The sequence below is a fragment of the Paenibacillus woosongensis genome (assembly GCF_009725165.1).
Lineage (GTDB): Bacteria > Bacillota > Bacilli > Paenibacillales > Paenibacillaceae > Fontibacillus > Fontibacillus woosongensis.
The window spans coordinates 872404-885791 of the sequence record NZ_WNZW01000002.1; the positions used below are offsets into that span (position 1 = coordinate 872404).

The 13388-nt window shown below is 51.7% G+C and carries 8 protein-coding genes; all 8 read right to left on the reverse strand.

From position 1 onward, the window contains the following. Positions 1 to 46: 46 nt before the first annotated feature. The 8 genes from GNP95_RS10300 to GNP95_RS10335 all read right to left on the reverse strand — a co-directional run bounded on the left by GNP95_RS10300 (position 47) and on the right by GNP95_RS10335 (position 13318). Positions 47 to 1060, reverse strand: a complete 1014-nt coding sequence (locus GNP95_RS10300) for a LacI family DNA-binding transcriptional regulator (RefSeq protein WP_155610713.1) — start codon at positions 1058 to 1060, stop codon at positions 47 to 49. A 418-nt stretch (positions 1061 to 1478) separates the two neighbouring features. Further along, positions 1479 to 7868 (reverse strand): WIAG-tail domain, encoded by a 6390-nt coding sequence (locus tag GNP95_RS10305; protein WP_155610714.1) that lies wholly within the window; start codon positions 7866 to 7868, stop codon positions 1479 to 1481. A 158-nt stretch (positions 7869 to 8026) separates the two neighbouring features. After that, on the reverse strand, positions 8027 to 8908 hold the full coding sequence (locus tag GNP95_RS10310) for a hypothetical protein (RefSeq protein WP_155610715.1): 882 nt from the start codon (positions 8906 to 8908) through the stop codon (positions 8027 to 8029). Between the two features lie 158 nt (positions 8909 to 9066). Continuing rightward, positions 9067 to 9507 carry a disulfide oxidoreductase gene (locus tag GNP95_RS10315; RefSeq protein WP_155610880.1) on the reverse strand — a complete coding sequence of 147 codons (441 nt, stop codon included), beginning with the start codon at positions 9505 to 9507 and terminating at the stop codon, positions 9067 to 9069. A 1-nt stretch (position 9508) separates the two neighbouring features. After that, entirely contained in the window at positions 9509 to 10222 is a 714-nt protein-coding gene (locus GNP95_RS10320) for a DsbA family protein (RefSeq protein ID WP_155610716.1), read from the reverse strand. 241 nt (positions 10223 to 10463) lie between these two features. Beyond that, entirely contained in the window at positions 10464 to 11105 is a 642-nt protein-coding gene (locus GNP95_RS10325; RefSeq protein WP_155610717.1) for a 50S ribosomal protein L25, read from the reverse strand. A 232-nt stretch (positions 11106 to 11337) separates the two neighbouring features. Beyond that, positions 11338 to 13050, reverse strand: coding sequence for a phosphoenolpyruvate--protein phosphotransferase (gene ptsP / locus GNP95_RS10330; protein WP_155610718.1), 1713 nt, complete (start codon positions 13048 to 13050; stop codon positions 11338 to 11340). Beyond that, positions 13043 to 13318, reverse strand: coding sequence for an HPr family phosphocarrier protein (locus GNP95_RS10335; protein WP_155610719.1), 276 nt, complete (start codon positions 13316 to 13318; stop codon positions 13043 to 13045). The genes ptsP and GNP95_RS10335 overlap by 8 nt, the downstream gene beginning before the upstream one ends. Positions 13319 to 13388: the final 70 nt, after the last annotated feature.

A 13388-nucleotide genomic window follows, 5' to 3' on the forward strand; every position in this document is an offset into this window, starting at 1 on the left:
GATAGAAAAAGAACATGCCCCTCGTTAACGGGAGCATGTTCTTTTTTTATATTGTCCGTACGGATTGCCCTTGCTGCAGCATCGGCGGGAAACGGTATGTAATCGGCAGCTCCGTCCCCTTCTGTTCAATCGAAGAGAGCAAAATTTTCGCAGCCTGTGTCCCCATGTCGTAAGCAGGCTGGGATATCGTCGTAATGACCGGATTATAGATATGCGCAAACTCGGCATCATCGATGCCAATTACGGACAACTGATCGGGAATCCGCAGGCCTGTCTGATTGGCGTACTTCAAAATTTCCGCCAGCACAATATCATTGCCTGCCAGCAGCGCTGTTGGCGGTTCGGGCAGTGCCAGCAGCCCTTCCAGCACCTCGGCTATATTTTCTTTCGGTGCATGGCAAACATAGGCTTCGTCGGTCGGAAGGCTGAGCTCCTCCATCGCTTTTTTATACCCGCTGATCCGCTCCTTGCGAGGTGTAATGGCGTAATCGCCAAGCGGAAGCGACAGAATCGCAATCCGTTCATGTCCATGCTCGGCCAGCTCCTGAATCGCAATTTTCGCCGCAGCTTCGTTATCAAGCAGCAAGCTTTGCGTCGTTACACCCTCAACGAGCCGATCCAGAAATACAAGCGGGAGCTTCATCTCCATCACCCTGCGATAGGAACTGTTACCGTTCCCGGACGGGAATACGATCAGGCCGTCGACCTGGCGAGCTGCCAGCATTTCGATATATTCGCGTTCCTTCTCCGGACTCTCATCAGCGTTGCATATAATCACCTGCGTTTTATGCTGCTGCAGCTCGTTTTCGATGGCGCGTATGCATTTGATCGATAACGAGTAATCGATATTGGCCACAATGATGCCAACCATGAAGGTTCGATTCTGCTTCAGGCTGCGGGCAAGTCCGTTCGGCTGATATTTGAGGTCCTCGATAACCTCGCTGATCCGCCTTCTTGTATCCTCGCTCATATATTGATATCGTTCGTTTAAATACTGGGAGACCGTGCTTTTGGAAACCCCGGCTCTTTTGGCCACATCTTCGATTGTCGGTTTTTTCATCAACCTTCTCCGCTCCTTGTCCAACCCGCTGAGGGACAATACTATTCGGATATCGTCACTCAATTCATCTGTATTACTAAAAAAGTATACCTATCTTTTAGTAAATAATCTATAGCTACGCTTCACTTGCATCTAGTTACAGGCTGCAAATTTTCTGTTTGGCCATTATCGCTCTGAGTGGTTCGGCAAGGTGATGAGCGACCCATAAGCCCATTTCTATAGAGAGCTCGTGGTAATTGCCCGCTCTGTGTATCCCCCTCAATTCTAAAGTCTGTTGACTATACGGCTGATTCGATGTAATTCCAAGCAAAAGAGACATCTGCCTCCGTACTAAAATTGCAGGCTGCAACCCGCGATTTTCATACAAAGGAGATGTCCCTCTGATCCTATCCTTATACCCAACATCCCAAATTTACGGTTAATTCAAACTGCCAACAGCGATCCATGTGACGAATCCATAATTTCTAGAGCTGGGCTTCATTCTCGAAATTTCAAGAATTGCTGAGTCAGGCGCCTGCGATTTCAACGAGACGTAATACCCCGGATTGTTCGCCATGGCTACGATGACATAATGCGCATGGGCAAAGGGCTCCTCAAGCAATACCATCACTTCTGTTGATTCCTCGTGATTCTGAAGAAGAAATGCTGCCATTCCAAACTGCTGCATCGTTGGTTGATCCCGTATGGCAGTCACTGGGGTTACTGACAAATGCTCCAATTGAACCGCACCCCGCTTGATATGCGGGCTCTCGATCGCACCGGCGGCCAAATGTTGGCTTTGTATGACTGCATCCGCCAAATGATCGCCCTGAACAGCCCCTGCCTGCAGATGTGCCGCCCCCACGGATTCTTCCTGCAGTACGGCTCCGTCTACTGCGCTGAGCTGCAAGTGAGCACGGCTGACCGAGCCTGCTGCCAGATCGCTTCCCTTCACACCGCCCTCTGGCAGCAATCCTTCCTGCCGAAGATCGGCAGATAAGTGTTCAGTGTTCACCGTGCCGACACCGATATGACGGGAGTTCACCGCGCCTGCCGCAATATGGCTTTCTGACACGATGCCTTCGCTCAGATGGCGGGATTCCACTTGACCAGCTGCCAGATGATGGCTTTGGATCAGATCATCCGCCAGGTGATAGCTCTGAATCGACTCTGCCTGCAAATGTGACGTGCCCACGGACTCTTCTTGAAGCACTGCGCTGTCTACCGCGCCAGGGTGCAGATGAGCGCGGCTGACCGAACCTGCTGCCAGATCGCTTCCCTTCACACCGCCCTCTGGCAGCAATCCTTCCTGCCGCAGCCCGGCAGATAAATGCTCAGCCTTCAACGTGCCGGCACCGATATGACGGGAACTCACTGCACCTGCCGCAATATGGCCCTCTAAGATAATGCCTTCGCTCAAATGATGGGATTCCACTTGACCAGTTGCCAGATGATGGCTTTGGATCAGATCATCCGCCAGGTGATAGCTCTGAATTGCCTCAGCCTGCAGATGTGACGTGCCTACGGACTCTTCTTGAAGCACTGCGCTGTCCACCGCATCCGGCCGCAGATGCGCACGGCTGACCGAGCCTGCTGCCAAATCGCTTCCCTTCACACCGCCCTCTGGCAGCAATCCTTCCTGCCGAAGATCGGCAGACAAGTGCTCAGCCTTCAACGTGCCGGTACCGATATGACGGGAGCTCACTGCGCCTGCTGCAATATGGCTGGCTGATACAATGCCTTCGCTCAGATGGCGGGATTCCACTTGACCCGTAGCCAGATGTTGGCTTTGAATTAGGTCATCCGCCAGATGATAGCTCTGGATTGCTCCTGCTTGCAGATGTGCCGACCCTACGGACTCTTCTTGAAGCACAACGCTGTCTACCGCGCCAGGGTGCAGATGAGCGCGGCTGACCGAGCCTGCTGCCAGATCGCTTCCCTTCACACCGCCCTCTGGCAGCAATCCTTCCTGCCGCAGCCCGGCAGATAAATGCTCAGCCTTCAACGTGCCGGCACCGATATGACGGGAACTCACTGCACCTGCCGCAATATGGCCTTCTAAGATAATGCCTTCGCTCAAATGATGGGATTCCACTTGACCAGCTGCCAGATGTTGGCTTTGGATTAGATCATCCGTCAGATGATAGCTCTGAATTGCCTCAGCCTGCAGATGTGACGTGCCCACGGACTCTTCTTGAAGCACTGCGCTGTCCACCGCGTCCGGCTGCAGATGCGCACGGCTGACCGAGCCTGCTGCCAAATCGCTTCCCTTCACACCGCCCTCTGGCAGCAATCCTTCCTGCCGCAGCTCAGCGGATAAATGCTCAGCCTTCAACGTGCCGGCACTGATATGACGGGAGCTCACCGCGCCTTCCGCAATATGGCTCTCTAAGATAATGCCTTCGCTCAAATGATGGGATTCCACTTGACCCGTAGCCAGATGATGGCTTTGGATCAGATCATCCGCCAGATGATAGCTCTGAATTGCCTCAGCCTGCAGATGTGACGTGCCCACGGACTCTTCTTGAAGCACTGCGCTGTCCACCGCGTCCGACTGCAGATGCGCACGGCTGACCGAGCCTGCTGCCAAATCGCTTCCCTTCACACCGCCCTCTGGCAGCAATCCTTCCTGCCGCAGCTCAGTGGATAAATGCTCAGCCTTCAACGTGCCGGCACCGATATGACGGGAGCTCACCGCGCCTTCCGCAATATGGCTCTCTAAGATAATGCCTTCGCTCAAATGATGGGATTTCACTTGACCTGCCGCCAGATGTTGGCTTTGGATCAATTCATCCGCCAGATGATAGCTCTGAATCGCCTCTGCCTGCAGATGTGACGAGCCCACGGAATTTTCCCGGAGCACCTCGCCATCTACCACGCCTGGCTGCAAATGCGTACGGCTGACCGAGCCTGCTGCCAGATCGCTTCCCTTCACACCGCCCTCTGGCAGCAATCCTTCCTGCCGCAGCTCAGTGGATAAATGCTCAGCCTTCAACGTGCCAGCATTGATATGACGGGAGCTCACCACTTTTTCGGCAATATGGCTGGCTGATACGATGCCTTCGCTCAAATGGCGGGATTCCACTTGACCCGTAGCCAGATGTTGGCTTTGAATCAGTTGTTCTGCCAGGTGATAACTCTGAACGGCTCCTGCCTGAAGATGCGCTGCCCCGACGGACTCCTCTTGGAGCACAACACTGTCTACCGAACCAGGGTGCAGATGAGCGCGGCTGACCGAGCCTGCTGCCAAATCGCTTCCCCTTACGCCGGCCTCCGGCAGCAGTCCATTCCGCTGCAGATCAATAGATAAATGCTTTACCTGAACGGCTTGAGGAGAAATCTGCCTTGATTCGACGGAGGAATCCGCGAGGTGAATGCCGTTCACGCTATTTTCACATAGATGCTCCATCTTCACCGAACCAGGCGATAAATGGCGGCTCTGCACCGCTCCCTCTGCCAAGTGATGGCCCAGCACAGCCTCGTTCTGAATATGTGAAGAATTTACGCTCTCCCCTAGCAGAACATCTCCATCCACAACGCCTGACTGTAAATGAATGCGCCCAATCACACCTGCTGCTACATCTTTGCTGACAATGCCTCCCTCTGGAAGCAATCCCTCGCGCTGCAAATCAGACGACAAATGCTCTAATTGCACTGCATGTGGGCGAATATGCCGGGCATCAACCGAAGAGTCGGCAAGATGCTTCTCCTCCACGCTGCCTTCTGTTAAGTGTCGGGCTTCAATTGCGGCTTCCGTCAAATGCTGTCCGTTGACCGACTCATCGCTTAAATGATGAGGCAGCACCGAACGCGGCTGCAGCTTCGACGAGCCTACAGATTCCCGTTGCAGTATATCGCTGTCTACCGCCCCTTCCTGCAAATGAATCCGGCTGACCGCGCCCTGCATAATATCCTTTCCCGCAATTCCTGTCTGCGGAAGCAGCCCTTCCTGCCGCAGCTCGGCAGACAAGTGCTCAACCTCCACCGCCTTCGGCTGAAGATGGCGGGATCCCAGCGAAGCATCGGCGATATGCTTGCCATCTACGGAGCCCGAAGATATGTGCTGCCCCTCTACCGCGCCATTCGCGAGATGCCCGCTATGAACGGATTGCTGCGCCAAATGCCTGCTCTGCACCGCATCAGCCTGCAAATGAACCGATTGTACGGCATCGTTCTGTAAGACATCGGCATCCACAATGCCTGCCTGCAGGTGTATTCGTTCAATCGCTCCTGGCGCAATATCGGCTCCAGCGACTCCATCCTCCGGCAGAAGCCCCCGCTGCTGCAGCTCGGCGGACAAATTCCCCTTCTGCACAGCTTGCTGCCGGATATGCCATGCCTCGATCGCTTCGGCAGCAATATGCTGTCCGCCAACAGCCCCTTCCGATACGTGGCGGGATTGTATTACGCTGTCGGTCAAATGCTGACTAAGCACAGATTCTACACTAATATGTTGCCGTTGTATGGAATCTGGCATCATATGCAGGGAACCGACTACACCGGTTTGCAGTACGGCTCCATCGACGGACCGAGGCTGTAGATGTTCTCGGCCTACTGAGCCCGGCATCAAATCATCTCCGCTGACTCCGCCCTCGGGAAGCAATCCCTCACGGCATAATTCCGGTGCTAAATGAGCAGCCGTAATGGATTCAGGGCTTATATGCCGCGATTCTAGCACCGCATTTCCGATATGCCGGCCCTTAATGACTTCCTCGCCCAAATGCCGATCCTGTACAGCGTTCTCTCTTAGCTTGGCAGCCGTAACCGATCCATCATTCAACGCTTTTTCCGGCACTGAGCCATCTGAGAAATGGTGGCCCTTCAATACGCCCGTAACGAGGTGCCTACTAGTTACAGCTTCCGTTGCAATATGCTCGGACAATACGGCTCCCGGAGCCAGCGCGTCGCTTTGGACGGCCTCTTTCGATATATGCCGGGTCAGGATAGAAGCAGGAGCAAGCTTGGAGGAGACTACGCTTCCTTCAGCAAGCTTGGATACCGTTACGGCTAAATCATTAATTTTGTCGCTTGTAACGCATTCGGGAGACAGTTTCAGCGAAGTGATAGAATGATCCTGTAAATGGTGGGTAAATACGGCTCCATGACCAATATGCTCTTCTTCAACGGCTCCTGGCTGCAGTTGAATCCCCCCTACGCTCTCCGGTGCTAATTGAGGGGCATGAACAGATCCTTGAGCCAGATGGTAAGAATGGATCGCCCCGGCATCGATAGCCTTGGCCGTAACCGCTCCGTCAGCAATTTTGCTTCCGGTGATGCTCCCATCCTTCAGTTTCTCGGAGATAATTGCCCCCTTCTGAATATGGGGTGTTGAAACGGAGTTTTGCGCCAAATGCCGATCCCCAACTTCACCTTCGCCAATTTTATCTCCGGTCACGGCATCTTCTGCGATATGCCACTCCTCAATGGCATAGGACATGATATGCCCTCCCTGTACGGATTCAGCCGCGATATTCGGAGACTTCACCGCGCCGGGGGCAAGCTGTGCTGATTGAATCGAACCGGGGGCAAGATGCCTGGTCAATACAGCTTCATCCGCTATTTTTTGCGGTAAAATGCTTTGGTCGGCGATTTTGGATGAGGTGACCGCCTGCTCGACGATTTGCATCGTGCCCACCGATTGATCTGACAGCTTCGTCGAAAGAATGCTGCGATCGGCCAGATGCTTGCCTTTGATTTGCCCTGCCCCGATATGCTCTTCGCCAATGCTGCTTGCACGAATATGAACCCGGTCAATCGAATCCGGCGCGAGATGCTCCGACTGGACGGCGTTCTCCTTAATATGCTGCGATGAGATGATCTTGTTCTCCAATTGCTCTGTTCCGACGCTAGAGTAGGCCAGCTGTTCCTTCCCAATCAATCCGGGAGCCAAATTGCGCACATTAATCGCATCCTCGGCTAAATGGCGGCTTTGAATAGCACCGTCTTGAATTTTCCCCCCAGTAACAGCGCCGTCGCGAAGCTTGGAAGATGTGATGGACTGGTCGGCAAGCTTGGAGTTATCGATGACACCGTTGGCCAAATTGATCGTTTGAATACTGCCGCTCATTATTTTATCCGAGGTCACGGCTTGATCCTGCAGTAAATCCGTGGTCACAATCCAATCGCTCAGGTGGCGGCTCTGAATCGAATGATCGGCCAGTTTGTCAGCTACGATGATGCCGTCAGCCAGCTTATCTGAAGTAATGCTGCCTTCCTGAAGCTTCTCCCCCCCAATGGAACGATTCCTGATCGTTCTTCCTTCGATGGAGCCCTCAACCAGATGCTCACCTGTAATCGATTCAGGTGCAATTTTGGATGAGGTTACCGCCCCATCGGCAATCTTGATGCCTTGAACGGCATAATCAGCCAGCCAGGCCGTACCGATCGTCCCATACTTGATCCTCGATGCATCGATCGTATAAGGAGCGATTTTTGGCCCTGTTACGGCGGCATCCCTCAAATCGTTCGTATAGACGATCCCTTCGTCAGCAAGGGGTGTCTTCTTCTCCGCCAGATGCGCCGCCAAATTCAGGTTGGATAACGGTGCTTCATCATCGGTATGCTCGGCGTTTGCCGTCACTGTTGACTCAGCCGCCTCCTCTGTATCGGCTAACTCATCCTCCTCGATAAAAAAATCGTCCGCCATCAAATCATCATCAGGTGAAAATATTGCAGGCGCAGCAGACTGATGGATCCTCATATCCTTCGGCTCGGTTCGCCGCTCGCTTATTTCCGTCTCCAGCAGTTTAAGCTCATTAATATCCGGATTATCCACGTAATAAAGCGACTTTTTCTTCTTACTGCTTCTCGGGGGTTTGTTCTTCTTCAAGCCGTTCTCTCCTTTGCCCAGTAATTAATCGTCTGTGGCATCATATGCGAACGGCTAGGCACTTGTCACAGCTGCATTCTCTGCAGCCGACCGATTCAACGCAACACAATGCAAATAGCCCTAGCAAGATCTTCTCGCTAAGGCTATTTCCGTTTCAATTATTGAGTTACGATAGAATTCAAGGAAGCATAGGCTAGAGGCACAAAGCCTTCCGATGGCTCGCCTTGCGGGATATTCACTTCGAATGCATACCCCTGTCCGCCAATTTCCTTGACAATATATTGCTGGCTCAGATCATTTCCGGCAGCCTGCAAAAACACGGAAGTATCCGGCATAAACCTGTTCATGACTTCGCCTGTAACTTCTTCGACATTGCCTGTCTTTGACAACCTTTCCTTCGCTTCACTCAGCAGATCATCCGCGTTGTAATCGGAAGGGAGCTTAATAATTTTCACCTTGTAATTTGAATCGTATTTCATGCTTAATGTATCCGATTGCGAATCAAAGTTAAAAATATCAAACACATAGAGCGCATATCCCTGGCCCTCAGCCAGATTGGCAGTCCGTTCTTCCTTCATTCCTTCAAGCTCAACCTCAAGCTCCTTGGTCGCGGGCAGCTCTCCTGATGCCCGGGGCGCCTCAGCCTTCTCCAGTCGTGTAAGAACCAGCTGTTTCAGCGGATCATCCCCGGGGACCGCCTTTTCTACGTATTCGAATTCGACCGGGTCACCGGGTAACAATCCCTCAGCGATGGCGGAAATCGAGGCATCCATCTGAAATGGCGTCGGTTCCCCGTTTACCTCTATTTCTAGCGAATGATTATCCATCAATCCTATAAACCGGCCTGTTCCCTGTTTTGTTACCTCATTTCCGGCATCTTCGGGAGGTTTGATCTCATCTTGTATCTGGCCATTCCCGTTATTCGAGTTTCCCGGTGTTCCCGGCTGGTTCGTTCCCGTCTTGCTGCACGCGGTTAGCGACAAAGACAACGTTAGCACCACTGCTGCCAATAATGTTAATACTTTTCTGCTCTTATTCATTATGCACCTCCACCTACGATAACGTTTCAAGCTCTAGAAATGTTGCACTATTTATTACCCGAATTCGCCGTCTGCAGCTAGTCGATAAGCCATCCCGCCTTCGTTCAAGCAAAAAGGCGCCCTTAGCCATTTTATGGCTGAGGGCGCCTGGTTAAAGCTTATTCATTGTTTGAGGCCGTTCTGGCGAGGAACAGACATACGGTAATTAATAAAAATGCAATTAATGCCATAAAAGGAATCGTGATGAATCCCCACCAATTCAAATAATCGGTATTACACGGAATCCCTACTTTGCAGGGCAGCAGCTCCGCCAAACCGGGAATTTTCTGCTGGGCGTAATGATAGATCGAGATAGATCCTCCGATGATGCTGAGCGGAAGGGCATATCCAATCATTCTGCGGTCGTTGCGAAACGCGGCCATGCCGAGCATAATCACGAGCGGATACATGAATATGCGCTGAAACCAGCACAGCTTGCAGGGCTCATAGTACAGCACTTCACTTAAATACAGGCTTCCTGCGGCAGCTACCATCGATACGAGCCAAGCAAGATAAATGCCATATTCCCTAAAAAAAGAGCGTACCGGGCCTTGGACCATCCTACTCACCCTTCAATTCGTTTTCTATCGCTTTCTTGATCTCGGTGTAGTCTCCAAAGTTTCCGTTATACTGCTTGCCGTTAATGAATATCGTAGGTGTTCCTTGAACTCTGAGCTGATTCGCTTTGTTTCGGTGCTCGTCCACTTCGTTCTGGTACGTCTTCTCTTCGATATCCTTGCGGAGAAGATCGTAGTCGATGCCAATATTCTCCTTCTGCGCCAGCTCGACCAGAAAATCGACCGTCGCCCACTGCTCGTTCTCGTTCCCTTGATTTGTGTACAAGGCATCAAAATAAGTCCAGAATGCTTCGTTGCTTTGATGGTATACAGCCTGCGCTGCCAATGCAGCCGTATCTGAATCAGGTCCTAGAAAAGGATAGTTCATAAAATAAAAGGCAGCCTTGCCCTGATCTACATAATCGCTTTGGATTTGCGGCTTGACAAGTTCATTGAAAATGCTGCATGCCGGGCATTTATAATCTCCAAATTCCACAATTTTAATAGGAGCGTTCGGATCTCCCAATACCGGAAGGCCAGCATATTCAAACGCCCCTGCTTTGGGTTTCGTCGGGATCAGTAAAACAATAATACAGAGCGCCAACAGCACCCCCACCGTGGAAAACCAAATCACCCGTCTTGTCTTCTGTTTTTGCTGCTGCTTCATCTGTTCCGATTTGCGCTGCGCCAACGCATTAGTCTGCTTTTTCGGCGGCATGTCATCCCCTCTTTCTTTAAATTTGCATATTCACATTATACAGTGTAACCAACCTTGTTACAAAGGAATGTTTTCGCTTTGTTATATTGGAATTATAATACATAACATGAATATATTATACTATCATTATAAAAAAACATCTAACGACATAATGCTAGATTCGATAAATTTAAATTTAAGACAAAACCTAAAAAAAGACGGCCCGATAGACCGCCCTTCCTGTACGCAGACAAACTGGAAATTATTCTTTTTCTCCGCCGCCTTCAGCAGCCTCCGGTTCCGCTCCAGCGTCGCCTTCCGCCTCTGCCTCGGGCTCTGCCACGCGCGGGAGCACGACAGAAGCCAGCAGTTCATCCTCCAGGGCAATCAATGAGATGCCTTCTGGCAGCTGAACGCCAGCGGCAACCAGCTTGTCTCCGGTGCCAAGCGGACTCACATCCACCTCGAGCCCGGACGGCAGGTCATCCGGCAAACCTTCGATTTCAAGCTCCGTCGCTTGAATTTGCAGAATTCCGCCGACCTTAGTTCCTTCGGCCGTCCCATTGTAAATCAGCGGCACCTTAACGCGAATCGGTTTATTTTTCGATACCTTCTGGAAATCGACATGAAGTACTTTGCCGCCTCGCTGCTGAACATCCTTTATCAATACCGGTATGCCCTGAGCCCCGTCAATCCGCAGCTCAAAAAATTCGGTACGTCCCGTACGAGCCACTCTGGCCAGTTGCTTCTCATCCACGTAAATAGACTGGGCTTCCGTTCCGCCTCCGTACACGCTAGCGGGAATGCCCCCATTTTTCCTTAATCGATGAAGTGAAGAGCGGGTAAACTCCGTCCTCTTTGAGACGTCTAAGTACTGGGTTCGCTGATTCGTACTCGCAGTCATACGTAACACCCTCCTCATTGTAATGCCATGGCTGAAACCACATTGTTATTTTACCCAAATCTCCGCTATTCCTAACGGTGCTAACCTGATAATTCATTAATTGCTAAATGCGCTAAATACGCAGATATGAAAAAAACCGGCGCATCCGCGCCGGCTGGAAAGAAACCCAAATATCTTGTTGGAAAAGCTGAAACCTGATAAGTAATACCTGATAAGCTTAGAATAGCGCGCTTTATTGTTGGATGCCTCTGACAAGCTCCACGACTTCCTCGGCTGTGCTTAGCTGCAGCGCTTTGGCCGCCAGCTCCTGCATTTCTGCCTTGGAGAGCTTGGCGATTTGCGAACGCGCAGGCAGAATCGAAGTGGCGCTCATGCTGAACTCATCCAATCCAAGCCCAAGCAGCAGCGGAATTGCCGTGGAATCTCCCGCCATCTCTCCGCACATACCTGCCCAGCGCCCTTCTTTATGAGCGGCATCAATAACCATTTTCACCAGGCGCAATATCGCCGGATTGTATGGCTGATACAAATAGGAAACGCGCTCGTTCATCCGGTCGGCAGCCATCGTATATTGGATAAGATCATTCGTGCCGATGCTGAAGAAGTCAACCTCTTTGGCAAACTGATCAGCCAGCACCGCTGTTGCCGGAATTTCCACCATAATCCCGATCTGGATGTCCTCCGATACGGATACGCCTTCAGCCGCTAGTTTATCCTTCTCCTCCAGCAGCAGGGCTTTTGCTTGGCGGAACTCATCCAGCGTAGCGATCATCGGGAACATGATCCGCAGATTCCCATAAGTGCTCGCCCGCAGTAAAGCGCGAAGCTGTGTCCGGAAAATATCCGTCCGCTCCAGACAGAGACGTACGGCCCGAAAACCAAGGAATGGATTCATTTCCTTCGGCAAGTCCAGATATGGCAGCTCTTTGTCGCCGCCGATATCCAGCGTCCTTACGACTACCGGCTTGCCTTCCATTTTCTCAAGCACCGTTTTGTAGGCGTTGAATTGCACTTCCTCCGAAGGAAGCTCCGTCCGGCCCATATATAGGAATTCGGTACGGTACAGCCCTACGCCCTCGCCGCCGTTCTCCAGTACGCCAGCCACATCGTTTGGCGTTCCAATGTTGGCCGCCAGCTCCACATGAATTCCGTCGCGGGAAGCTGTCGGAACCTCACGCAGCTTCTTCCACTCTTCGATTTGCTGCAAATGCTGGTCACGCTTCGCGGTATACTGTTCAACAACCTCAGGCGAAGGATTTACGATAACGGCTCCGTCCAGTCCATCGACGATCAGCAGATCGCCGTTGTTCACCTGGCTCAGCACGTCCTTTGTTCCAACGACCGCCGGAATTTCCAGGGAACGCGCCATAATGGCCGAATGCGAAGTACGGCCGCCGATATTCGTCGTAAAGCCTTTTACATATTTGCGGTTAAGCTGCGCCGTATCCGAAGGCGTCAGGTCTTCCGCTACAACGATAACCTCTTCGCTGATCTCAGCGGGATTTACGTAATTCAGACCAAGCAGATGAGTCAGCACGCGCTTCGTAACGTCCCTCATATCTGCCGCACGCTCCTTGAGATAGTCGCTCTTCATGTTCTCAAACATGGAGATGAACTGCTGCGCGGTTTCGTTCAGTGCAAATTCAGCGCTGACTTTCTCCGTATTGATTTTGTCCCGTACAGGGGTAAGCAGCTCAGGGTCGTTCAGAATGAGCAGATGCGATTCAAAAATCTCCGCCTTCTTCTCCCCCAGCTCTTGATGCGTGCGTGCTTTAATCGCCTCAAGCTCCTGCTGCGACTTCGATAAAGCTTCGTCCAGGCGAGCGTTCTCTGCCGCAGGATCCTCGATCTCCCGGCGCTTTACCGTATAATCAGGGTGCTCCAGCTTGAAAACCGGAGCAATCGCTACACCTGCCGATGCAGCAATCCCATTGATGTTAAGCATTTACTTCGCCTAACCCTTCATTAACCATTACGTCAGTGAGCGCTTGAAGCGCTTCTGCGGCATTGTCTCCATCGACAGTCAACGTAATGAGATCGCCTTTTTCAAGCCCTAGGGAAAGTACGCCAAGAATGGACTTCAAAGTCACTTTTTTGCCGTTAGCTTCCGCGAATACTTCAGCTCCGCTGAATTTGTTTGCTGTATTTACCAGCGCTGTGGCTGGGCGTGCATGAATACCGTCTTCATCCGTAATTCTGAATACTTTTTCCATAATAAGTACACTCACTTTCTGTTAAAATTTTGTTTATTTGAATCCCTCATCTCCGGATGAGGGATGTTGT

What these genes read in the sequence shown, in the direction of transcription:
- GNP95_RS10300 (WP_155610713.1), bottom strand. Translation starts at nt 1,060, where the DNA reads ATGAAAAAACCGACAATCGAAGATGTGGCCAAAAGAGCCGGGGTTTCC.
- GNP95_RS10310 (WP_155610715.1), bottom strand. Translation starts at nt 8,908, where the DNA reads ATGAATAAGAGCAGAAAAGTATTAACATTATTGGCAGCAGTGGTGCTA.
- GNP95_RS10315 (WP_155610880.1), bottom strand. Translation starts at nt 9,507, where the DNA reads ATGGTCCAAGGCCCGGTACGCTCTTTTTTTAGGGAATATGGCATTTAT.
- GNP95_RS10320 (WP_155610716.1), bottom strand. Translation starts at nt 10,222, where the DNA reads ATGCCGCCGAAAAAGCAGACTAATGCGTTGGCGCAGCGCAAATCGGAA.
- GNP95_RS10325 (WP_155610717.1), bottom strand. Translation starts at nt 11,105, where the DNA reads ATGACTGCGAGTACGAATCAGCGAACCCAGTACTTAGACGTCTCAAAG.
- ptsP (WP_155610718.1), bottom strand. Translation starts at nt 13,050, where the DNA reads ATGCTTAACATCAATGGGATTGCTGCATCGGCAGGTGTAGCGATTGCT.
- GNP95_RS10335 (WP_155610719.1), bottom strand. Translation starts at nt 13,318, where the DNA reads ATGGAAAAAGTATTCAGAATTACGGATGAAGACGGTATTCATGCACGC.